Genomic DNA, 23,448 nt, shown 5'->3' with positions numbered 1-23,448 from the left:
TTGGACGATCCCTTGTACCCCTACGGAAACGGCAGCCAGCTGATGGCCTCGGTCAATTCCCTCGCTTCCACGCTCCAGCAGCAGCTGGCGGACGCCCTGACGGCAGCGCTGCCGGATGCCGGCACCGCGGACCCGCTGCTGCGCCGAAGCGAGCGGGCCGACTTCCAGGCCAACGGCATCCTCGCGCTCGCCAAGAAGCTCAAGGGCAACCCGCGTGAACTCGCGTCCCAGGTCACGGCCGCCCTTCCGGCGGGCGACCTGATCAAGGACATCGAGGTCTCGGGCCCCGGCTTCCTCAACATCACGCTGACGGACAAGGCGATCATCCAGACGCTGGCCGCCCGCGCCACGGACGGCGAGGGCCGCCTGGGCGTGCCGCGCGCCGCGCACCCGGGCACGACGGTCATCGACTACGCCCAGCCCAACGTGGCCAAGGAGATGCACGTCGGCCACCTGCGGTCGGCTGTCATCGGCGACGCGATGGTGCAGATCCTGGAGTTCACCGGCGAGAACGTGATCCGGCGCCACCACATCGGCGACTGGGGCACGCAGTTCGGCATGCTCATCCAGTACCTGATCGAGCACCCCGGCGAGCTGGGCCACCAGCAGGGCACGGCGGCGGACGGCGAGGCCGCGATGTCGTCCCTCAACCGCGTCTACAAGGCGTCGCGGGTGCTCTTCGACTCCGACGAGGAGTTCAAGACCCGCGCTCGGGACCGGGTGGTGGCACTCCAGGCCGGTGACCCGGAGACGCTGGCGCTCTGGCAGGGCTTCGTCGACGAGTCGAAGATCTACTTCTTCTCGGTCTTCGACAAGCTCGACATGGAGGTCCGCGACGCCGACATCGTCGGCGAGTCCGGCTACAACGACATGCTGGAGGAGACCTGCCGGATCCTGGAGGAGACGGGTGTCGCCGTCCGCTCCGAGGGTGCGCTGTGCGTGTTCTTCGACGACGTGAAGGGCCCGGACGGCAATCCGGTCCCGCTGATCGTCAAGAAGACCAACGGCGGCTACGGCTACGCGGCGACGGACCTGTCCGCGATCCGCGACCGGGTGCAGGACCTCAAGGCCGACTCCCTCGTCTACGTGGTCGACGCCCGGCAGTCCCTGCACTTCAAGATGGTCTTCGAGACGGCCCGCCGGGCGGGCTGGCTGAACGAGGACGTCCATGCGCACCAGCTGGCGTTCGGCACGGTCCTGGGCAAGGACGGCAAGCCGTTCAAGACCCGTGAGGGCACCACCGTCCGGCTGGAGGACCTGCTGGACGAGGCAGTCGAGCGGGCCACCGCCGTCGTCCGGGAGAAGGCCGGGAAGGTGGGCCTGTCCGAGGACGAGATCGTGGAGAACGGCCGGTACGTCGGCGTCGGCGCCGTGAAGTACGCGGACCTGTCGACCTCGGCGGTCCGGGACTACAAGTTCGACCTGGACCAGATGGTGTCGCTGAACGGCGACACGTCGGTGTACCTCCAGTACGCGTACGCCCGTATCCGCTCCATCCTGCGCAAGGCCGGCGACGCGAAGCCGGTCGCGCACCCGGAGCTGGAACTGGCCCCGGCCGAGCGCGCGCTGGGTCTGCACCTGGACCAGTTCGGCGAGGTCCTGTCCGAGGTGGCCGCCGGGTACGAGCCGCACAAGCTGGCCGCTTACCTCTACCAGCTGGCGTCGCACCTCACCACGTTCTACGACCAGTGCCAGGTCCTGAGCGACGAGAATCCGGCCGAGGTCGTCGAGAACCGGCTGTTCCTCGTCGAGCTGACGTCCCGCACGCTCCACCAGGGCATGAAGCTCCTCGGCATCCGCACCCCCGAGCGTCTCTGAGTGCTCACCCTGTTCATGGCTGGATACCGAAGGCCCCGCACGTGCGGGGCCTTCGGCCATGAACGGGCGGCTACTGGGGCTGTCCCAGCCCCCAGCCGGACACATCGGCCAATCGGCCGCGCCACAGCGGCATCGACACGGAATTCACGGCACCGACCACCAGCGTCGCGTTCCGCAGGTGAATCCACCGTGGCAGCTGGGAGTCGTCCTCGGCCCGGAGTTCCTTGATCCCCTGGTCCACCGTCTCGGGAAACTCGGCGATCAGGTTCGCCGCATCGCCCGCCGCCTGACGCACGCTCCTCGCCCATTCCGCCTTCCACGCCTCGTGGCCGATGATGTCGCCGTACAGCACTCCGCTGGGGACGTTGAGCGTGATCGGCAGGCTCGACCGCAGCTCACGGTCGAGCAGCTGGATCAGCAGCTGAAGCTGGAGATCGGGGACCGGCTCGGTGATCACCGATGTCCAGTCCTGCGATGTCCCGGCGGACTCGCTCACGGGTATCCCTTCCATACGAGAGCACGATGGCGCGCACTTTCGCACGTCATCTGCCCGGCACCGGTCCGGACACACCCGCGCCGGCCACCCCCGTACCAGGCCCCTGGGTCACAGGTACCGGCGTATCGGCACGACCGCGGCCTCACGGGCCCGCTGCGTCCATGACCGGCGCTTCCACCGGCCCGGCCGGATCAGTTCGCTCTGCCGCAGGTCGTCCTCGAAGTGACCGTCCAGCGTGGCGGTGAGTTCCGGGTCCAGCACGGCCAGCATGACTTCTTCGTCGTGGTCGAGCGAGCGCCGGTTGAAGTTGGTCGAGCCGATCAGCGAGGCGACGCTGTCGACCGTCACCACCTTGGCGTGCATCATCGTCGGCTGGTACTGGAAGATCTTCACCCCGCAGCCGGTGAGTTCCTCGTAGTAGTGCTGTCCGGCGAGCTGACAGACCCGTTTGTCGGTGTGCGGCCCCGGCAGCAGGATCTCCACCGTGACACCGCGCCGCGCGGCCGCGCAGAGCAGTTCGACGAAGTACGCGTCGGGTGCGAAGTAGGCGGTGCAGATCCGCACGCGCTCCTCGGCGGACTCCAGCATGACCCGGAACAGGGTCTGCATGTCCTGCCACCCGAAACTGGCCGAACCCCGCACCACCTGGACCACCGCGTCCCCGTGCCGGGTGCTCTCCACGAAACGGTCCCGGGCGTCGAAGAGTTCGTCATGGCACTCCGCCCAGTTCTGGGCGAACGCCGCCGCGAGACCGTCCACGGCCGGCCCACGCAACCGGACATGCGTGTCACGCCACTCGTGCTCGTCACGGGCGTCACCGCACCATTCCTCGGCGATCCCCACCCCACCGGTGAAGGCCGTCTCCTCGTCGACGACGAGTACCTTGCGGTGGCAGCGGTGGTTCTGCTTCAAGGGCGAGAGATACAGCGGCTTACGGAACCAGGCGACCTGGACGCCCGCCTCCTCCATCATCGCCAGCTGGTCCTTCTCGATCAGACGGCTGCCGAAACCGTCCAGGAGGAGCCGCACCCGTACTCCCGCGCGCGCCCGCTCCGCAAGCGCCTCGGCGAACTCACGGGCGATGTCACCGCGCCAGTACACGAACGTCATCATGTCCACCGTGTGCTGCGCGGCTCGGATCGCACCCAGCATCGCGGGGAAGATCTCGTCCCCGTTGCGGAGCAGAAGCAGGCCGTTACCCTCCGTGGCGGCGATACCTATCAGTCGCTCCAGCCTTCGCCGCAGGCGCAGTATGCGTTCCGCGAAGAGTGGGTCCGGTCTCTCACCTGAGCTGCGGGACATCGTCCACCTGCCGTGGAGAAAAAGGGGGGGCGGAAAGGGGGATGCCGACCGACTCTACTCCCGCCCTCTCCCTCCTCCATCGTCACTCTCAGTAGTCCCGCAGCACCCAGGTCTTCTTCTCGGCCCAGTAGTCGTACAGCGGCCGGTCGTTCAGGCTCATCGTCCGAAAGGGCTTCCCGTTGTCGTCGATGCGCATCGTGCCGCTACGGTCGCCGCTGCTCCAGTCCAGTTCCAGATGCCAGCGGGCGTCGTACGTCTGGGTGCGGGCGTACACCACCAGGACCACCGGGTCGTTCGCGGACGTCTTGAGCGGCAGTGGATTCGCGGGCAGCGTGCGTTCCCCGTTGTCCGTCGGGACGGCCTTGAACAGGGGCCGCGCCGCATCGAGATCGACCTCGTACGTGGACACCAGCACCCCGCTCCCGCAGCCCTGCAGCATCGAGTAGGCCTGCCAGGCGGGCGCGGCCGTGCGGCCCACGACCCGTACGTGCATGGCCTGGAGGACGACGGCGTCCGCCTCCTTCCCCTGCACGACCACGTCGATGCGCTTCAGCCCGCCAGGTACGGCTCCGAGGGCACCGGCCCACACCCCCGCGTCGGGCTCGTAGGGCGGCGGCGGCACCCGCTCCGGCTTCCGGTCCAGCATGTAGGTCTGGTCGCACTTGTCCTCCCAGGTCTCCGGGCGGATGTGCGCGGCGAGCGGCAGGCCGGTCCTCGCTCCGGCGCCGCCGGACGTCTCCGGCTTGACCGTCCGGGACGGCTCGGCCGACGCGGAAGCTGACGTGGAAGCGCCCGCGTCCGAGGGCGAGGGGCTTCCCGACGCCTTCCCGCCCGCCGTCGCCGTGCCGGACGGCTTCCCCTCACCGCTCGGAGCGCCGGCGCCCGTCTCCTGCCCCTTGCCCGAGGCGACCGTTCCGCTGCCCTGCGAGGGCGCCGTCCTGGTGAGCACCACGGTGGTGGGGACGGCGAGCGCCACCACGGCCGCGGCGACGAGCGTGAGGCGCAACGGCCGGTTGCGCCTGCCAGGAGCACGGGCCGGTTCGGGTTCCGGTACGGGTTCCGATACGGGTTCGGGCTCCGGTTCCGATGCGGCCGCACCGGACACCGCGTCCTCCGGTGCCTCCGTCTCCGCCTCCGCCTCCGCCTCCGCTACCGCCCCCGGTGCCTTCCGCCGCTTCGCCTCGTCCGCCAGAATCCATGCCCGGTGCAGCGCGACCAGTTCGTCCCCCGACGCACGGCAGACCCGCGCGAACCGTTCGACGGGCGCGTAGTCGTGCGGAACGGCGTCCCCGTTGCAGTACCGGTGGACGGTGGAGGTGCTCATGTGCAGCTTCTGGGCCAACGTCCCGTAGCTGAGTCCGGACCGCTCCTTCAGCCCCCTCAGCCGCGCCGCGAAGTCCTGGATCTCTGTGCCCACCCCGACCGTTCCCCTCTGTTTCCTTCCCGGAACGGCGTTCCAGGCAGGTGCTGTTCGCGCAGGTCAGAGGAGGTGCGAACGTTCCAGCGTCCCGCATGGCCCGGCAACCGTTGCGACCGAATTCCGGGCCTGGCAATGATGTGGACACACCGCGGCGTTCCCCGCGACCCGTACATCCCACCATCATCGTCCCGGGAGCCGCCGTGCGTACTCGACCTGCCTTCGGCCTGACCGACGTACTCGCCACCTGCGTGCTGATCGCCTGCGTCGCGGTCGTCACCGCACTCCTCTGAACGCCAGTACACCCGCCCACACCTCAAGGCGCCAAACGGCGCCCCGCATATACGCCTTCGAACGGGGAGAACCACCTCATGCGCAACCTTCGCCTCCGCCGCGCCGCCCGCACCTCCGCCCTGGGCACCGCAGCACTGATCACCGCCCTCTCACTGACCGCCTGTCAGGGTGACGGCACGACAGCGGCGGACGACGCCGCCGTCGAACCGACGGTTTCGGCATCCCAGCAGCCGGCGAAGAGCCCCGCCACGCCCACCAAGACACCCGACACGGCGAAGGACACGAACGGTTCGGATTCCGCTTCCGGTGACGCCAAGGGCTCCGGTCCGGGCTCCGTACAGCCCGCCGCGAAGCAGCCGCGGAACACCGGCGACAGCGGCCCCGCCACCCTCGCCTGCGACGGCGGGAACACCAGGGTGACGCTCGCCCCCGTGACCCGCCCCGTCAACCACATGCTGCTCACCGTGACCAACACCGGCTCGAAGGCCTGCAACGCCTACCACTACCCGTTCCTGCGCTTCGGCGACGCCCAGTCGGCCCCGCGGGCCGTCGAGGCGAGCAAGCCGCAGGCCGTCGTCACCCTCGCGCCCGGCGCCACGGCCTACGCCGGTGTCATGACCGAATCCGCGGACGGAAGCGGCACTGGCGGTTACTCCACCAAGGACGTGACCGTCAGCTTCCAGGGCCGCGAGGGATCCGGCTCCAGCGGCCCGTCCACGGACATCACGCTCGGCAAGGACGTGTACGTCGACAGCTCCGCGTTCGTCACCCACTGGCAGACCTCCATGGACGACGCCCTGATGCACTGACCGTCACCCGGAGCGGGGCTTCGAGAAGGCGCACCACACGACCTTGCCCGGGTCGCGCTCGCCCACCCCCAGTGGTCGGCGAGCGCGGCCACGAGCAGCAGCCCACGCCCCGACTCCCCCTCGGGCACCCGCACCCCCGGCTCACCGTCACCGCTGTCGTGGACCTCCACCCGCAGCGCCCGGCCCTCTTCCCGCAACAGCATCCGCACCTGGTACCCGCGCCCTGGCGGCACCCCGTGCACCAGCGCGTTGGTCGCCAGCTCGCTCACACACAGCACCACGTCGTCCAGCCGCGCCCCGAACCCCCAGTCGAGGGCGGCCGCCCGCACGAACTCCCGTGCCGCAGGTACCGATCGGCGCTCACGGCGGTAGAACCGCTCGCGCAGCAGCGAGGGTTGCATCGTCTCGTTCATGGGACGACAGTCACACTCTGTGACTACGCTGACGCAGTACGCGCACCCGTACAGATTTCTTGTACGGGCCGCCCATGCGTGAAGTACGGACGAGGGTGGGAGTGGGGACCGTATGCACCCCAGGAAGCGGCAGCGCAAGAGCGCGTCGGCGATGAAACTCGTGGGCAAGCTGGTCGGCGTGTTCCGCACCGCGGCCGGCCTGACCCAGGCCCAGCTGGCGGAGCTGGTGGGCCACCAGGCGGAGACGATCGCCTCCATCGAACAGGGCAGACGTGCCCTGCTGCCGGACCTGGCACGCCAGTTGGACCGGCTGCTGGAGACGGCGGTGGAGAACATGCCGGAGGTCGACCTGATCCCGGCGTGGGCGGAGGAGTATCTGGATCTGGAACGGGAGGCACTGGCGCTGTCCTGGTTCGAGAACCAGGTTCTGCCGGGCCTGCTCCAGACCGAGAACTATGCGCGGGCGGTGTTCCGTAGCAAGGTCCCCGTGATCAGCGAAGACGACATCGTCGCGCAGGCGGCCACCCGACTGGAGCGCCAGGAGATCCTGCACCGCCCGGTACCCCCGACTACGAGTTTCATCATCTCGGAGGCCATTCTCCGGGACCGTCTCGGCGGCAACGAGGTGTACACAGAAACCCTGCGCCACCTCTGCACGTGTTCGAGCTTGCCGGGCATCACACTCCAAGTGATGCCGCTCGGCCGCCAGACTCACGCGGCACTCGCCGGTCCCTTCATCCTGCTGGAAACGCCCAACTTCCAGCACCTCGTGTACACCGAAACCCAGCGGGGCAGCCAGATCGTCGCGGACCCGGATGAGGTCAGCATCCTGGCGCAGAAATATGCGATGCTGCGAACCCAGGCCCTCAACACCGAGGACACGAAAGGCCTGTTGGAAAACACCCCCGACCCGTCCGTCAGCGGCTGGTGCGCGGAACCGGACGCCACCGCGTCGATCACGTCCTCGGCCACGACCGACGACCCGGACGGCACGGACGTCGTCGTGGAGACCGCGCCGGACGGCCGTCGGCTCACCCTCCACATCAACCGCGTACTCCAGCCGGGCCGCCCCGCCGAAGGCCAGGCACTGGGTCACGTGACCGCGGACGCGCCCCTGCCCGACGGCACCGAGGCACGCACGGTATTCGTCCTCGTGCGCTGAGTACGACAGCTCATGCGGCGATCCTGGGCGCCGAGTTGACTCGTACGCATGCTCGATGACCTCACGGACCTCCGCGACTCCCGCGCCTGGATCGCCCCGCTCGTCTCCACGCTCGTCACGCTGCCGCTCGCGTTCTTCGCCATCGTCTTCGGCGGACTCTCGCCGATGGCCTGCGACTCCTGCTCGGACACGGAATCGGACCGCTTCGACGCGAGCTTCGGCCCGGCATGGACCGTGCTCTGCTGCGGCCTGGTGCTCTCACTGATCCTGCTGGTGGTCGCCTGGGCAGTCCCGTGGCAGCAACGCAACGCCGCCCGCCGGGTGCTCATCACCGTGCTCGCGCCCGCCTCGGTGTTCCTCACCTACGTGACGTTCGCGGCCCTGATCGACTGGCCGTAAGGAACCCACGCGGGAACCGGACGCCCGACGCCTGTGGGGCCGATACCCATGGCTCGTGACACTCGAGTCACGCCAGCGACTCCGCCATGTCCTCCGCCTGCTTCAGGACTCGCTCGATCGCCGCGGGCTGCTTGTCCGGCGGATAGCCGTACTTGCGCAGCAGCCGGAGCACGCGGGCCATGATCCGGTCCCGGGCCTGCTCCTTCATCCTCCAGTCGACCGTGACGTCCTTGCGGATCTGCTCGTACAGCTCGTGCGCGATCCGCGCGAGGATTGAGTCCTCCATCTGCTCGACCGCCGAGGGATCGGCCGCCAGCGCGTCGTAGAAGGCCAACTCGTCCTCCGTCAGACCGAGCGTCTTGGCCCGGCCCCGGTCGGCGGACACCTCCTGCGCCAGTTCTACGAGGAACTTCATGAACTCGGCCGCTGTCAGAAGCCCGTTCGTATACCTGTTCATCGCGGCCCCCACCCGATTGGTGAAGGTCTCCTGCCGCGTGAGGTTGCGGGGATGCGCGTCCCTGATCTCCTTGAGCAACGCCCGCCGCAGTGCCTCGATGGCGAGGTTCGGATGCTTGGACGCCTGGAGCTTCTGCAGCATCGACGCGTCCAGATGCGACAGATCCGGCTTGGTGAGCCCGGCCGCGTCATAGATGTCCACCACCCCGTCGGCCGCGACGACCGAGGCATTGAGCTGGGCGATCAGCAGCTCGACGTCCGCCGCCGTTGCGGTGCCCTGTTCCTCCCTCTCCTCGGCGGTGTACTTCTCCCGCGACTTGCTCACGGTCTCGAAGAACCGGATGTCGGGCAGCAGGTCCTGCACGCGCGGATCGGTCGGGCAGAGCGAGAACGCCTGACGGAGCAGACCCGCGTGGTACATGAACCGTTGTCTGCGCGTCGCCTGCTCGGGCTCCAGCCCCGGCTCCGGCGTGATCAGGAACTCCAGTACCGCGGTGAGCGCCTCCCGGTAGGCACGCGAGCCACCCGCCGCGAGGACACGGCGCCACTGGCAACCGTGCAGGACATCAACGATCTGCTGATGGCTCTCCCGCACCAACTGGACGGCCCCCGAAAGGTCAGCGCCCAGCATGGGGTCCGCCTGATCCTGTTCGGAGTACTCGGCTAGGGCTTCCTTGATCTCCCGCATGACGCCCTGGAAGTCGACGACCAGCCCGGACGGCTTCCCCGGCCAGGTGCGGTTGACGCGGGCGATGGCCTGCATGAGTGCGGCCCCGCGCATGCGCTTGTCCAGGTAGAGCGTGTGCAGAGGCGGCGCGTCGAAGCCGGTCAGCCACAGGGACTGGACGATGACCAACTCCAGTTCGTCGTCAGCATCGGTCACCCGCTCCTGGATCTTCTTCAGCTGGGTGGATGTGCGGACGTAGTCGGCGACCTCCTCGCCGTCCGTGGCGGAGTTGCCGGTGAAGACGACGCGGATGCGCCCGGTGTCGTCGGTCAGCAGCTGCGACTTCGGGTCGCGTGCCCCGGCCCAGTCCGGACGACGCCGGATCACCTCCTCGAACAGCCGGGCAGCGATCGCGCGGGAGGCACAGACGACCATGCCCTTGCCCGGCCGGCCGGTCAGCTTTCTCATCTCTGTGCTGCGCGCGTCCCAGTGATCCAGTAGGTGCTCGGCCAGTTCGCGGATACGTCCGGACGAACCGATCAAGTCCTCGTACCGCCCGAACTGCTGACGGGCGGCTCGCTTCTCGTCCTCGTCCAGCCCTTCGATCAACCCCTCCGCGCGGGCGTCGAGATCGTCGAGGTCGACGTCCTTGATGAGATCGACGTTGACGAGATGGGGCTCGTAGAAGACGGGCACGGTCGCCCCGTCGTCCACGGCCTGCGTGAGGTCGTAGGTGTGGATGTTCCCGCCGAAAACGCCCTGCGTGCTACCCGTGCCGTTGTTGATGGGAGTGCCGGTGAATGCGATGAAGGTGGCGTTCGGGAGGGCGTCGCGCAGGTTGCGGGCGTAGCCGTCGATGAAGTCGTAGTGGCTGCGGTGAGCCTCGTCGACGACGACGATCACATCGCGGCGCGGCGAGATCTGCGGATGCCGGACACCGGCCTTGCGCTCGGCCTCGGTCAGCCGGAACTTCTGGAGCGTCGCGAAGACGACCCCGCCGTTGCTCTCCGGGCTGTTCAGCAGCTCTCGGAGCTGCCCCGCGTCGTCGGCCGTCTGCGGCTCCTCCTTGATCCTCTTACGGAGGGTGTCGCTGGCGATGAAAGTCCGGTACAGCTGGTCGTCAAGGTCGATCCGGTCCGTCAGCATGACGAAGGTAGGGCTGGACAGCTCGGGCGTCGATGCCGCCTTTCCCACATAGAAGAGCATCTCCTCGCTCTTGCCCGCCCCCTGCGTATGCCAGACGACACCCGCCCTGCCGTCGGTCGCGAGGGCCGACTCGGTGGCCCGGACAGCCGCGTTCACGGCGAAGTACTGGTGCGCCTTGGCGAGCTTGACGGTGTTGACGTCGCCTGACTTCTCGGCGGAGTACGAGAGGAAGTGCCCGATCAGGTCCAGGAGACGGGCCGGCTCGAACGCCCCGTACAACATGCGCTCCAGGGCCCGCCCGTCCTGGCGCTCGTGCTTGCGCAACATGCGGTCGTGGTCATCGGCGTGCCAGGGGGCCATGTGCTGCCAGGGGGTGAACGGCGTGCCCATGCGAGCGGTGATCCCGTCGGAGGCGAGCATGACGAGGAACGTGGCGAACGTACCGGTCTGCTTCAGCTCGCGCCGGTAGCCCTGGAGTTGGTCGTATGCCGTGCGGGCGCTGTCGTTGCCGTCGGCCTTCTTCAACTCCATGACGGCGAGCGGCAGACCGTTCACATACAGGACGACGTCGAATATGAACGTCCGGTCCTTGACGCTCTTGACCCGGACCTGGCTGGCGGCGATCAGGTCGTTGGCATGCGGATCGCCGAAGTCGACGGGCCGGATGACGGCGTGCCGTGTGTCGCCGGTGGCGGGGTCGTCGTACGGGACAGAGACGCCACCGGTCAGCCGCTCGTAGAACCGGTGGTTCTCGCGCAGGTCGTGCTGGGTGAGCTGGGTGAGGAGCAGAGGTATCGCGTCGTCGGCCACGCTCTCGGGCAACTGCGGGTAGCGGCGCCGGATCGCCTTGCGGAGGTTCGGGTAAAGGACGAGGTCCACCCACCCCTTCCGCACCCCGTACGAGGGCCCCAACTCGGCCCCGGGCACGTGCTGCCACCCGATTTCACCGAGCACCCCGAGGGCGTGCAGCTCCAACTCCTGTTCGGTGAGCCGGTCGATGGGGGGCTCGCCGGTGGGGTGGGCGTTCCTCATACGGCCCCCTCTACGACGCGGGTCGCGTCCTTGACACGGAGCTTTCCGGTGACGAGCTGAGGGAGGAGGGTGTCGCGGAGGTCGGCGAGGGTGCGGTTTTCGTTGGCAGTCTGCATTACGGTGGCGTGCAGCGCGTCGAGTTCCGCCGACAGCCGTTCACGTTCACCGACGACAGGTAGACGAATTCGCCAGCCGGGCATTTCCTTGAGCGGCAGCCGATCGACGGTTGCGCCGTGAATCGTGCGCCGCTTGATCTCCTCCTGGAACGAGGGCGCCAAGTACGCATGGAGGAGCAACGTGCCACTGACCGACGGCGTTTTGCTGCGCAGAAGTGCCATACGACGCCCGAGGCCTCCCCTAACTTCCGGCGGCATGAGAGCCGCATCGCCAAGGCGCGTTTCGTAGGAGAAGAGCACGTCTCCCCCTTGCGGCTGCACGCGACGAGTCCAGCGAGGAAAGTCACCCTCTGAGAGATGAGCGGACTCAGCCAGATCCAAGTAGCCCTTCTTAAGGCTGCTGATGCTGAGAAACCAGGGGCCGGTTGGCGTCTTCTGAGGGGTTGCATGCGGACCATCGAAGAGTTTGGCCAGGTCGCCGAGCACCTCCGATGCACTGCCTTTTTCTGCATCTTCGTAGCAGGCTGCGGCGAGGCTCAGGCAGGTGTTCCGGATGCCCTCATTGAGGGCAATCTTGTGGTCCAGCGCGCCGAGCACCTCGGCAATCGCTCGCTGCTCACCGAAAGGCGGATACGGGACATTCAAACCTTTGATCGAGGTTAGAGGAGTTGAAATACCCGGAACCCCAACTGTCGACGCGTGCGCCAGAATGCTACTTTTTCCATACTGAGACTTAAACCAGTAGTAATAGAATTCTGGACATCCTCGACTTTCATCCAAGCGAGACTTCACTTGACTCGATCCGATCACATATCGCGAAAATCGCGGATTGCGCGGGATCATCGAAACTTGCCCAATTGTTCCCCTGTGCGTGAAAATCAGATCGCCGGGTTGAACATTCGCCGACGCCAGATCATCAGCCTTCTCATGTGAGATATAGACGAACTCTTCATCAACGAAGATGCCTTTCGCGAGATTTACACCTCGCACCACCGGCACACCGACCGTGGTGTAATTTTCTTTTGTGATCTTCGAACCGAATGGCCCCATAGCGAAAGCTCCCCGTGCAGCAGCGGCCAACGAGCCGAAGGGAACGAAGCTGAACTCCCCCATCACACCCTCCCCAGCTGCTCATCTACAATCTTCGCCAACCGCTCCGACTCCGCGAACTGCTCCCGCAACAACGCCGAAAGCCGCGCGATCTTCGCCTCCACCGGCTCCGCCTCCGGATCGACCTCTACCTCCGTCGTACCCACGTACCGCCCCGGCGTCAGCACGAAGTCGTGCTCGGCAACCGTCCCCAGGCCCACACTCGCGCAGAAACCGGGCACGTCCTCGTACGCCCCCGCCCCCTCCGCGCCCCGCCACGCCCGCACCACATCCCCGATGCGGCCGACGATCTCCTCCTGAGTCAGCTCCTTGAGAGTCCGGTTCTTCATCACGCCGAACTCGCGCGCATCGATGAACAGAACCTCGCCCTTACGCCCCCGCACCCACTCCGAGTGCCGCCCCTTACCCTCCGCGAGGAACCACAGGCACGCCGGGATCTGGGTCGACCGGAAGAGCTGTCCCGGCAGGGCGATCATGCACATCACCAGGTCGTCCTCGACCATGCCCCGGCGGATGTCACCTTCGCCGGACTGCTTACTGCTCATCGAGCCGTTGGCCAGGACCACGCCCGCCCGGCCGCTCGGCGCGAGTTTGCTGATCATGTGCTGGAGCCACGCGTAGTTCGCGTTGCCGACGGGCGGAGCCCCGTACACCCACCGCCGGTCCATGCCGAGCATCTCCCCACCCCAGTCGGAGATGTTGAACGGCGGGTTGGCCATCACCACATCCGCCTTGAGCGCCGGGTGCTGGTCGTTGCGGAAGGTGTCGGCCGGCTCGTCCCCGAGGTTGGCCTCGACTCCGTGGATGGCCAGGTTCATATGGGCCAGCTGCCAGGTGGTCTGGTTGAGTTCCTGGCCGTACACCGCGACGTTCAGCGGGTTGCCGCCGTGCGACTCGATGAACTTCTCCGCCTGCACGAACATGCCGCCCGACCCGCACGCCGGGTCGTAGACCCGCTCGCCCGGCTGCGGCTCCAGGACCTCCACCAAGAGCTGCACCACGCTCTCCGGGGTGAAGTACTCCCCGCCCTTGCGGCCCTCCTTGAGCGCGAACTCGGCCAGGAAGTACTCGTACACCTCCCCCATGATGTCCCGCGCGCCCTTGCGGCGGCCGTCGTCACCGAGCTGTTCCTGGAAGGCGAGCCGGTCCAGCAGCCTGATCAGTCCGACGAGACGTTCCTCATCGACCCGGCCGCTGGCGTAGATCTTGGGCAGGGTCTTCTTCAGCGCCGGGTTCTGCGCCTCGATCGCCAGCATCGCCGCGTCGATCGCCTCGCCGACGGTCTGGCCCTCCACGGTCGTGCCGGCCCGTTCGAGCACAGCCTCCCAGCGTGCGGTCTGGGGTACGTAGAAGATGCCGGCGCCCGTGTACTCGCGCCGCTCCTCCAGCGTGACGAGGATGTCCTCCTCGCTCCAGCCGCCCTCCTCCCGCAGCTCTGCCTCCAGCTGGGCGCGCTTCTCGCTCATCGCGGCCGAGACGTATTTGAGGAACACGAGGCCCAGTACGAAGTGCTTGTAGGCGGCGGCGTCCAGGCTTCCGCGCAGCTTGTCCGCGGCCTGCCAAAGGATCTGCTTCATGTCGGCGGGTTCGGTCTTCTTACGGGGTGGCACGGGGCACTCGTCTCTCTCGTGGTTCACAAAAGGGTGCGTCAGACCCGGGGTCCCGGATCGGACCGCTTGCGCAGTCGAAGGTCGCCGTCCGCGACACCCGCCGCCAGCCGCTCGGCCAGCATGTCCAGCGCCGTCAGCTGCCGCCGTACCTCGGTACGGTGACGTTCCGTTTCGGCCAGGACGGCTTCGAGGTCGGCGATCTCCTCCACCGGCAGCTGCGGCAGGTCCATGTCCTTCACGCTCACCCGCCGTACGAGCGATCCGCTGCCGCGCTGCTGGTTGCGAGGTGCGGCCAGCAGGCGGGCCAGCGCATGAGGGCGCATCCACAGGCGCTCCGGACGGACCGTCTCACCCTCCGCCAGGTCCATCAGATACTTCCGGTAAGCAGCGATCCGCAGCCCCTGCACCGGCGCCAGCAACACACAGCCGCCCGCGTCGTCCACCTGCGTGCGCACACCGTGCTCGGTGAGCAGAAAGACGTCGCCCTGCTCGGTCATCAGGCTCTGTGGATAGGCGGCGAGATCCTCCAGCATGATCCGTCGCTCCCCGATCGGCAGGGCGCCCAGCATCTCCTCCCGGCCGATCACCGGGACACCCGCGTCACCGATGTCGCTTTCCCTGATGCGATGCCCGGACAGGAGCCTGAGCTGCCCTGCCCTCAGCTGCCCACCGATCTTGAAGTGCTCGGCACGATGCTCCCTCTTCCCGACCCCGAGATCGCCGATCCACTGCTTCAGATGGGGCAGTGCCGCGAAGGCGCTCTGTCGTGCCTCCACTGTCGCCGCGAAATGATCAAGGCCCTTCTCCGGGGACGCGAGCCGATGCGCGGGCAGCACGGAACGCCCGTCCAACAGGGATGGGCTGCCGGAGCGGGCGGCCGTCGGCATCCACTGCGCCTCCTGGGACACCGGAGTCTCCTTGCTCCGCAGCAGCCCCACGACATTCTCCGGCCAGGCATCGCCGACCCTGCGAGCCAGGCGGTCGGCATCGATCAGCAGCACCTGAGCGGCTTCGCGCGAGCGCCGGGCTTCTCCTCGCAGCACCAGCAGGGCGTGCTCGGCGCCGGTGCGGAAGGTATGGATGCGGCGGGGCAGTTGGACGATCGCCTCGACAGCACCCAGCTTGAACAGATCCTCACGCATCCGCGCGTTGGCCGTCACGACTCCGCCACGCGGGCGGGAGAGCGTCCAGGAGGGAACGACCACGAGCCCCTGGCCTTCCGGCCCCAGACGCCGAATCGTCTCCCACGCCCACCGCAGGGGACCCTCCTCATCGCGTTCGTGCTCTCCCGAGGCGTACGGCGGATCGGCGACCACGAAGTCCCCGTCGGGAAAACTCGATGCCGCCGGGTCCGCGGCCCCCGGAACCAGCGACCACTCGGCACGTGGACGGAGCTCGTCCAGCTCCCATGGCTCGGCGCAGACCAAGATCTCTCCCGCGGCCCAATGCGCCAGCAGCCGGTATTCCAGTACCTTCCGCCTCACCGGGTCGGACTCCACCGCGGCGACACGGTTCTCGCCGTCATCGGCATCGAGGGCAAGCAGTACGTCTCCGGTGCCGGCACACAGGTTGAGCACAGCCGTCGGCTCCGCAACCGACAGAACGGGCCCCGCGAGCGCGTCGATCAGCTCGACAACCGGCCGAGGCGTCGCGTCCATCGCAAGGTCGGACTCAAGCCGGCCGGCCAGCTGGAGCACCGCTTCAGCCGCCGCGCCGGCGCTCCCCAGCTCCGCGACGAGATCGCGCACGGTACGTACCAGCTCGGAATCCGCACGGTCGAAATCAGGCAGAAGGCTCGCAGGCAAGCTCTCCTCGATGCTGCCCCCGCCCTCCCCCTCCATCGCTGCGACAGCCAGCGCCTGGACGATCAGCTCGTCGGCCCCGAGTGTCCCGTGTGCGAGAGTCACCAGCCTCCGCAGCCGGAGCCCGTCGCGGAATCGCGCCCCGTAGGTCGGCAGTGTGCCGTCCGGTTGCGGCTCGCTAGTGGGCACCGGCCTCTCGTCGAGCCACTTCCCGATCTCCTCCGCGTCGAACAGAGGCTTGCTCTCGGTGCCACCGATCGCGTCGGGAAAAGATGCGTGCCTGCGTCGCCAGTTACTGACCGTGGGCCGGCCGACCTCGGCGAGTTCCTTGATCTCGCCGAGGGTGACCGGCTCGTACCGCCGTAGCTCCGTCACAGCACAATCTCCTCCTCACCCGAGAGAACCCGGGCCTTGCGGGCCAGGACCGCAGGGACCCGGCTGTACTTCTCGTGGCGCGCCGCCAGCTCGGGAGCGACGAGGGCCGTCAGCTCGATGGCCGTACGGAAGTCCTCTTCCAGGTGGCGGTGCGAGACCCGCTCGTGGTGCGCGATGCGGTTGCGCAGAGTCCGCATGACCTCCAGCCGGTCGTGCAGGTCCTGGCGCCGCACTCCCTTGAAGCAGTGCCGCAACGCCGGGTTCCAGTACTTCATGTCGTAGTTGCCGTGGCCGCCCCTGCTGAGCAGCCCTACCCAGAAGCCGAACGACAGCGTGGCGACGACATCGCACGGGGCGGCGCCGTTTCCGCGTCGCGCCAGCCGGGCCTCGGCGTCACGGATGTCCTCCATGGCCCAGCGGTTGGGCTCCGCCCGCCGCAGGTTCCACCAGTCGCTCTGGCCGAACCTGCCGGTGAGCTGGCGGTGAATCCTGTTGCGCAGGCTCACCTCCAGGTCACGCAGAGGGCTGTGCAGCGCCCGGGCCGCCTCCGCGTCCCAGGCGTACAGGCGCAGCGCCACCACCACGTCGCCGTGGCACTCCTCCAGGAACGGCTGGAACCGCTCCGGAGAGATGGCCTCGACTAACTGCTCCTCACTGCTCTCCGTCATCGTCCGCACTTCCTTCCAGCCGGCCACCGTGTTAGGGTTCCCGGGTACGCCTTGGAGTCCTGTCACCGCTTGCTTCGCCGCATAGCACACAGCCCAGGGCAGAGCCTGGTGATACGCCCTGTACTGCCCACCGCAATTAGGCAGTGCAGGGCGTCACTGTTCCTGCTGTGAGAGTCGAGCTGACGCTCCCTCACCGCGATGAGATCAATCTAGCGCCTCCCCTGCCAGATGTGAAGCTATATGAGCGCGTACTTGTGAGAAGCCGGGTTCTCACTAACCGCAGAAATCTGTCGAGAACCTGAAAAGCGGGCCACGCCCTCGTCGTGACCCGCTCCAGTCCACCCGCTCAGCGCCCCAGCCGCTGCGCGACCTCGGTAGCCCAGTACGTCAGGATCATCTGCGCACCCGCCCGCCGGATCCCCGTCAGGCTCTCCAGGATCGCGGCGTCCCGGTCGATCCAGCCCCGCTCCGCGGCGGCCTCGATCATCGCGTACTCACCACTGATCTGGTACGCGGCCACCGGCACGTCCACCGACTCCGCGACCTTCGCCAGGATGTCGAGGTACGGTCCGGCCGGCTTGACCATGACCATGTCGGCACCCTCGTCGAGGTCGAGCGCCAGCTCGCGCATGGACTCGCGGGTGTTCGCCGGGTCCTGCTGGTACGTCTTGCGGTCGCCCTTGAGCGAGGAACCGACCGCCTCACGGAACGGCCCGTAGAACGCGGACGAGTACTTCGCGGTGTAGGCGAGGATCGACACGTCCTCGTGCCCGGTCTGGTCCAGCGCGTCACGGATGACGCCGACCTGGCCGTCCATCATGCCGCTGGGGCCGACCACATGGGCGCCCGCGTCCGCCTGGACCTGCGACATCTCGGCGTACCGCTCCAGCGTGGCGTCGTTGTCGACCCGCCCGTCCTCCGTCAGCACGCCGCAGTGCCCGTGGTCGGTGTACTCGTCCAGACAGAGGTCTGACATGACCACGAGGTCGTCGCCCACCTCTTCCCGCACCGCCCGCAGCGCGATCTGCAGAATCCCCTCCGGGTCGGTGCCCGCTGTGCCCGTGGCGTCCTTCTTCTCGTCCAGCGGGACACCGAAGAGCATGATCCCCGAGACACCGGCCGCGACCGCGTCGACGGCGGCCTTCCGCAGGGTGTCCAGGGTGTGCTGCTGCACACCGGGCATGGCCGAGATCGGGACAGGCGCGGCGATGCCCTCGCGTACGAACGCGGGCAGGATCAGGTTCGCCGGGTGGAGCCGGGTCTCGGCGACCATGCGCCGCATCACGGGCGTCGTCCGCAGCCGCCGGGGGCGGGAGCCGGGGAAGTTTCCGTACACAGTCATCCCTCGACGATAGACCCGCACACAACACCGTCTTACCGACACCCGAGCCGGAAAACGGTGTGGGGGCCCGGCCGCCGAAGCGACCGGACCCCCACACCTGCAACAACGGAACCGGTCAGGTCGTCGTACGACGCCTCCGGGCACCCGGACGCCGCTCGCTCGGCCGGGTCACCGGGTCACCGGCCTCCTTGGCCGCGTCCCGGCGCTGCGCGCCGAACGCCGCAAGCGCCTCGGCCAGCTTGTGCACCGAGGGCTCCGGGGACAGCACGTCGACCCGCAGGCCGTGCTCCTCGGCGGTCTTCGCCGTGGCCGGGCCGATGCACGCGATCACCGTCACGTTGTGCGGCTTGCCCGCGATACCGACGAGGTTGCGCACGGTGGACGACGAGGTGAACAGCACCGCGTCGAACCCGCCGCCCTTGATGGCCTCACGCGTGTCGGCGGGCGGCGGCGAGGCGCGGACCGTGCGGTACGCGGTGACGTCGTCGACCTCCCAGCCCAGCTCGATGAGCCCGGCCACCAGGGTCTCGGTGGCGATGTCGGCACGCGGCAGGAAGACACGGTCGATCGGGTCGAAGACCGGGTCGTACGGCGGCCAGTCCTCCAGCAGCCCGGCGGCGGACTGCTCGCCGGACGGCACCAGGTCCGGCTTCACCCCGAAGTCGATCAGCGCGGCGGCCGTCTGCTCACCGACGGCCGCGACCTTGATCCCGGCGAAGGCACGGGCGTCGAGCCCGTACTCCTCGAACTTCTCCCGGACGGCCTTCACCGCGTTGACGGACGTGAAGGCGATCCACTCGTAGCGGCCCGTGACCAGGCCCTTGACCGCGCGCTCCATCTGCTGGGGCGTACGCGGCGGCTCGACGGCGATCGTCGGCACCTCGTGCGGCACCGCGCCGTAGGAACGCAGCTGGTCGGAGAGCGAAGCCGCCTGCTCCTTGGTGCGCGGCACGAGCACATTCCAGCCGAACATCGGCTTGGACTCGAACCACGCGAGCTGCTCGCGCTGGGCGGCGGAGCTGCGCTCGCCGACCACGGCTATGACGGGCTGGTGCCCGTCGGGCGACGGGAGCACCTTCGTCTGCTTGAACAGCTGCGCGATCGTGCCGAGCGTCGCCGTCCAGGTCCGCTGGCGGGTCGTCGTACCGGCGATCGTGACGGTCAGCGGGGTGTCGGGCTTGCGACCCGCCGAGACCAGCTCACCGGCGGCTGCGGCCACCGAGTCGAGCGTGGTGGACACCACGGCCGTGGCGTCGCTCGCGCCGACCTCGGCCCAGCAGCGGTCCGAAGCCGTACGCGCGTCGACGAAACGGACGTCGGCGCCCTGCGCGTCGCGCAGCGGCACGCCGGCGTACGCGGGCACGCCCACGGCGTTGGCGACACCGGGCACGACCTCGAAGGGCACGCCGGCGGCGGCGCAGGCGAGCATCTCCGCGCCCCCGGACCCGTCCAGCCCGGGGTCACCCGAAATGGCTCGCACGACCCGCCTGCCGCCCTTGGCGGCCTCCATGACAAGATTGGCCGCATCCCTGAGAACGGGCACCCCGACGGCTGTTGACGACACGTCAACAACCGTCAGCTCAGGCGTGCTTACGCCTGCCCGCGCATGGCAGCGGACGATGTCGAGGACGTGTGGTTCCGCGACAAGGACGTCCGCGCTCGCGAGCGCCTCGACGGCGCGCAGAGTCAGCAGTCCCGGGTCGCCGGGACCGGCGCCGAGGAAGGTGACGTGCCCTGCGGGCAGGACAGGAAAATCGGATGCGGCGGGGCCGGTGGGGCTCAAAGTGCTCGCTCCCCCATAAGACCGGCCGCACCCTTGGCGAGCATCTCGGCCGCGAGCTCGCGACCGAGGGCCGCCGCGTCGTCGTGCGACGTGGGGACGGGACCGGTGGTGGACAACTGCACCAGCGAGGAACCGTCGGTCGAACCGACGACCCCGCGCAGACGCAGTTCGTTGACAGTCTGTCCGTCGGCCAGGAGGTCGGCCAGCGCACCCACAGGTGCGGAGCAGCCGGCCTCCAGGGCGGCGAGCAGGGCGCGTTCGGCGGTCACGGCGGCCCGGGTGTACGGGTCGTCGAGCTCGGCGAGCGCTGCGGCGAGGTCCGTGCTGGATGCAGCACATTCGATCGCCAGTGCTCCCTGACCGGGAGCGGGAAGAATGGTGTCGACCGGCAGGAAGTCGGTCACCTCACCGGTCCGGCCGAGGCGGCTGAGCCCTGCGGCGGCGAGTACCACCGCGTCGAGCTCCCCGCTCCGTACGAATCCGATGCGCGTATCGACGTTGCCCCGGATCGGCACGGTCTCGATGTCGAGGCCGTGGGACCGGGCGTACGCGTTGAGCTGCGCCATGCGGCGCGGCGAGCCGGTGCCGATGCGGGCACCGGACGGCAGCTGCTCGAAGGTCAGCCCGTCCCGCGCCACCAGCACGTCACGCGGGTCCTCGCGCTCCGGCACCGCGGCCAGGACGAGGCCTTCGGGCTGGGCCGTCGGCAGGTCCTTCAGCGAGTGGACCGCGAAGTCCACCTCGCCGCGCAGGAGCGCCTCCCGCAGAGCGGCGACGAATACGCCGGTCCCGCCGATCTGCGCGAGGTGCTCCTTGGAGGTGTCTCCGTACGTGGTGATCTCGACGAGCTCGACGGCACGCCCGGTCACCTCCCTGACCGCTTCTGCGACCAGGCCGGACTGCGCCATGGCGAGCTTGCTGCGGCGGGTTCCCAGCCGGAGCGGCGCCGGGGCCGGCGCGCCCAGGGATGAGTTGTCGGTCATGACCGCCCTCTATTCGGGTCGTTCAGGTCTGCCCGGGAGACGGCGGCGACCGTCTGCGGGTCAAGGTCGAAGAGTTCCCGCAGCGCATCGGCGTACCCGGCGCCGCCGGGCTCGCTGGCGAGCTGCTTGACCCGCACGGTGGGCGCGTGCAGGAGCTTGTCGACGACGCGGCGCACAGTCTGTGTGATCTCTGCGCGCTGCTTGTCGTCCAGGTCGGGGAGGCGTCCGTCGAGCCGCGCGATCTCGCCGGCCACCACATCGGCGGCCATGGTGCGCAGGGCGACGACGGTCGGGGTGATGTGGGCGGCGCGCTGGGCGGCGCCGAAGGCGGCGACCTCGTCGGCGACGATGGTGCGCACCTGGTCCACATCGACGGCCATCGGGGCGTCCGCCGACGCCTCGGCGAGCGACTCGATGTCGACGAGACGCACACCGTCGATGCGGTGGGTCGCACCGTCGATGTCGCGCGGCATGGCGAGGTCGAGGAGGGCGAGCCGGGCGGGGCCGGAGTTCTGGGCGGGCACGGTGGCCCGGCGGACGGTCCGTTCCGGCGCCGTGGCGGAACCGTTCTCCACCCACACGGCGTGCTGGTCCAGCTCCGCGGTGGCGGCGAAGGGCGCGGCGGGCGCCTCGGCTGCGGCGTCGAACGCCACTCCGAGCGCCTCGGCGACGGCCTCGGCGGTCAGGACGAGACCCGTCGCACCGGTGCAGGAGACGACGACGTCGGCACGTGTCAGTTCGCCGGAGACCGCGGCCATTTCCACGGCGCGGGCAGCGGTACCGCCCTGCCCGAGGATCTCGACGAGCCGGTCGGCGCGGGCCCTGGTCCGGTTGGCGACGACGATCTCGGCGACACCGGTACGGGCCAGGGTGGCGGCGGCCAGCGAGGACATCGAGCCGGCGCCGATCACCAGGGCGCGCTTGCCGCCCGCCCAGTCGGTGACGTCCGCACCGTCGGCCAGCTGCTGGAGACCGAAGGTGACGAGCGACTGCCCGGCCCGGTCGATCCCGGTCTCGCTGTGCGCGCGCTTGCCGACCCGCAGGGCCTGCTGGAAGAGGTCGTTCAGCAGACGGCCGGCGGTGTGGTGCTCCTGCCCCAGCGCGAGCGCGTCCTTGATCTGGCCGAGGATCTGGCCCTCGCCGACGACCATCGAGTCGAGGCCGCAGGCCACCGAGAAGAGGTGGTGGACGGCCCGGTCCTCGTAGTGCACATAGAGATAGGGAGTGAGCTCGTCGAGACCGACCCCGCTGTGCTGGGCGAGCAGCGTGGACAGCTCGGCGACGCCCGCGTGGAACTTGTCCACGTCGGCGTACAGCTCGATGCGGTTGCAGGTCGCCAGGACGGCCGCCTCGGTCGCGGGCTCCGCGGCGAGGGTGTCCTGCAACAGCTTGGCCTGGATCTCGGCGGCCAGCGAGGCCCGCTCCAGTACGGAGACGGGGGCGCTGCGATGGCTCAGACCTACGACGAGGAGGCTCATGCCGGCATCACGGCGGGAATGTCCCCGTCGGGTCCCTTCCGGCTCGCGGGAGTGGCACGCAGGGGCGGCGCGTCGTCCTGCTCGGCGTTGCTCCCCGACGCTTCCTCGCCGGCCTTGCGCTGCTCGTGGAAGGCGAGGATCTGCAGTTCGATGGAGAGGTCGACCTTGCGCACGTCGACGCCGTCGGGCACGGAGAGCACCGTCGGGGCGAAGTTCAGGATGGAGGTCACACCCGCGGCGACGAGCCGGTCGCAGACCTGCTGCGCGGCACCGGCCGGGGTGGAGATGACACCGATCGACACACCGTTGTCGCTGATGATCCTCTCCAGCTCGTCGCTGTGCTGGACGGCGATCCCGGCGACCGGCGTACCCGCCATGGCGGGATCGGCGTCGATCAGGGCCGCGACGCGGAAGCCACGGGAGGCGAAGCCGCCGTAGTTCGCGAGGGCGGCACCGAGGTTACCGATGCCGACGATGACGACCGGCCAGTCCTGGGTGAGCCCGAGCTCGCGGGAGATCTGGTAGACGAGATACTCCACGTCGTACCCGACACCACGCGTTCCGTAGGAGCCCAGGTAGCTGAAGTCCTTGCGGAGCTTGGCGGAGTTGACCCCCGCCGCCGCGGCGAGTTCCTCGGACGAGACCGTGGGAACCGAGCGCTCGGAGAGCCCCGTCAGCGCGCGGAGGTACAACGGAAGTCGGGCGACGGTGGCCTCGGGAATTCCTCGGCTACGGGTCGCCGGTCGGTGAGTTCGGCCAGTTGCCACGGT

Annotated in this window: 17 protein-coding genes and 1 pseudogene; 4 read left to right on the top strand and 14 right to left on the bottom strand. The window is 68.7% G+C overall.

All coding sequences use genetic code 11. The features are described from left to right. Positions 1-42: 42 nt before the first annotated feature. A complete protein-coding gene (argS, locus tag F0344_RS20590) occupies positions 43-1,818 on the top strand; it encodes an arginine--tRNA ligase (protein ID WP_185302793.1) in 1,776 nt (591 codons plus the stop codon). A 70-nt stretch (positions 1,819-1,888) separates the two neighbouring features. Here the strand turns inward: argS and F0344_RS20585 are convergent, their stop codons facing one another. The 3 genes from F0344_RS20585 to F0344_RS20575 all read right to left on the bottom strand — a co-directional run bounded on the left by F0344_RS20585 (position 1,889) and on the right by F0344_RS20575 (position 5,033). Then, the gene (locus tag F0344_RS20585) at positions 1,889-2,314 is read right to left on the bottom strand and encodes a hypothetical protein (protein ID WP_374940106.1); all 426 of its coding nucleotides are present in this window, start codon (positions 2,312-2,314) and stop codon (positions 1,889-1,891) included. 108 nt (positions 2,315-2,422) lie between these two features. Continuing rightward, positions 2,423-3,616 carry a phospholipase D-like domain-containing protein gene (locus tag F0344_RS20580; protein ID WP_185300174.1) on the bottom strand — a complete coding sequence of 398 codons (1,194 nt, stop codon included), beginning with the start codon at positions 3,614-3,616 and terminating at the stop codon, positions 2,423-2,425. Positions 3,617-3,704: 88 nt separating this feature from the next. Further along, a complete protein-coding gene (locus F0344_RS20575) occupies positions 3,705-5,033 on the bottom strand; it encodes a helix-turn-helix domain-containing protein (RefSeq protein WP_185300172.1) in 1,329 nt (442 codons plus the stop codon). Positions 5,034-5,404: 371 nt separating this feature from the next. Here F0344_RS20575 and F0344_RS20570 point away from each other — a divergent pair, with 371 nt between their 5' ends. Next, positions 5,405-6,136: a DUF4232 domain-containing protein gene (locus tag F0344_RS20570; protein WP_185300171.1), complete on the top strand. Its 732-nt coding sequence runs from the start codon at positions 5,405-5,407 to the stop codon at positions 6,134-6,136. A gap of 3 nt (positions 6,137-6,139) precedes the next feature. Here the strand turns inward: F0344_RS20570 and F0344_RS20565 are convergent. Next, positions 6,140-6,549 (bottom strand): annotated as a pseudogene (locus tag F0344_RS20565) (ATP-binding protein). A 112-nt stretch (positions 6,550-6,661) separates the two neighbouring features. Between F0344_RS20565 and F0344_RS20560 the strand changes: the two are divergent. Both F0344_RS20560 and F0344_RS20555 read left to right on the top strand, forming a co-directional pair. Further along, positions 6,662-7,711 (top strand): helix-turn-helix domain-containing protein, encoded by a 1,050-nt coding sequence (locus F0344_RS20560; protein ID WP_185300170.1) that lies wholly within the window; start codon positions 6,662-6,664, stop codon positions 7,709-7,711. Positions 7,712-7,759: 48 nt separating this feature from the next. Continuing rightward, positions 7,760-8,110, top strand: coding sequence for a hypothetical protein (locus tag F0344_RS20555; protein ID WP_185300169.1), 351 nt, complete (start codon positions 7,760-7,762; stop codon positions 8,108-8,110). A gap of 67 nt (positions 8,111-8,177) precedes the next feature. Here the strand turns inward: F0344_RS20555 and F0344_RS20550 are convergent, their stop codons facing one another. The 10 genes from F0344_RS20550 to F0344_RS20505 form a co-directional block, all read right to left on the bottom strand. Continuing rightward, positions 8,178-11,411: a type I restriction endonuclease subunit R gene (locus tag F0344_RS20550; protein ID WP_185300168.1), complete on the bottom strand. Its 3,234-nt coding sequence runs from the start codon at positions 11,409-11,411 to the stop codon at positions 8,178-8,180. Beyond that, positions 11,408-12,640, bottom strand: a complete 1,233-nt coding sequence (locus F0344_RS20545; protein WP_185300166.1) for a restriction endonuclease subunit S — start codon at positions 12,638-12,640, stop codon at positions 11,408-11,410. The genes F0344_RS20550 and F0344_RS20545 overlap by 4 nt, the downstream gene beginning before the upstream one ends. Further along, the gene (locus F0344_RS20540) at positions 12,640-14,274 is read right to left on the bottom strand and encodes an HsdM family class I SAM-dependent methyltransferase (protein WP_258050025.1); all 1,635 of its coding nucleotides are present in this window, start codon (positions 14,272-14,274) and stop codon (positions 12,640-12,642) included. The genes F0344_RS20545 and F0344_RS20540 overlap by 1 nt, the downstream gene beginning before the upstream one ends. 11 nt (positions 14,275-14,285) lie before the next feature. After that, positions 14,286-16,424 (bottom strand): N-6 DNA methylase, encoded by a 2,139-nt coding sequence (locus tag F0344_RS20535; protein WP_185300165.1) that lies wholly within the window; start codon positions 16,422-16,424, stop codon positions 14,286-14,288. After that, positions 16,421-17,092 (bottom strand): Abi family protein, encoded by a 672-nt coding sequence (locus F0344_RS20530; protein WP_185300164.1) that lies wholly within the window; start codon positions 17,090-17,092, stop codon positions 16,421-16,423. Before F0344_RS20530 ends, F0344_RS20535 begins: the two co-directional genes overlap by 4 nt. Before the next feature lie 346 nt (positions 17,093-17,438). Then, positions 17,439-18,434: a porphobilinogen synthase gene (gene hemB, locus F0344_RS20525; RefSeq protein WP_185300163.1), complete on the bottom strand. Its 996-nt coding sequence runs from the start codon at positions 18,432-18,434 to the stop codon at positions 17,439-17,441. Between the two features lie 115 nt (positions 18,435-18,549). Then, positions 18,550-20,217, bottom strand: coding sequence for a bifunctional uroporphyrinogen-III C-methyltransferase/uroporphyrinogen-III synthase (locus F0344_RS20520; protein ID WP_185300162.1), 1,668 nt, complete (start codon positions 20,215-20,217; stop codon positions 18,550-18,552). Continuing rightward, positions 20,214-21,200: a hydroxymethylbilane synthase gene (gene hemC, locus F0344_RS20515; RefSeq protein ID WP_185300161.1), complete on the bottom strand. Its 987-nt coding sequence runs from the start codon at positions 21,198-21,200 to the stop codon at positions 20,214-20,216. The genes F0344_RS20520 and hemC overlap by 4 nt, the downstream gene beginning before the upstream one ends. After that, on the bottom strand, positions 21,197-22,678 hold the full coding sequence (locus F0344_RS20510) for a glutamyl-tRNA reductase (protein WP_185300160.1): 1,482 nt from the start codon (positions 22,676-22,678) through the stop codon (positions 21,197-21,199). Before F0344_RS20510 ends, hemC begins: the two co-directional genes overlap by 4 nt. Then, positions 22,675-23,445 carry a redox-sensing transcriptional repressor Rex gene (locus tag F0344_RS20505; protein ID WP_185300159.1) on the bottom strand — a complete coding sequence of 257 codons (771 nt, stop codon included), beginning with the start codon at positions 23,443-23,445 and terminating at the stop codon, positions 22,675-22,677. Before F0344_RS20505 ends, F0344_RS20510 begins: the two co-directional genes overlap by 4 nt. Positions 23,446-23,448: the final 3 nt, after the last annotated feature.

The organism is Streptomyces finlayi (genome assembly GCF_014216315.1).
GTDB lineage: Bacteria > Actinomycetota > Actinomycetes > Streptomycetales > Streptomycetaceae > Streptomyces > Streptomyces finlayi_A.
Note: the sequence above shows the minus strand (reverse complement) of the source record. Positions and strands in the feature narration are given on the sequence as shown.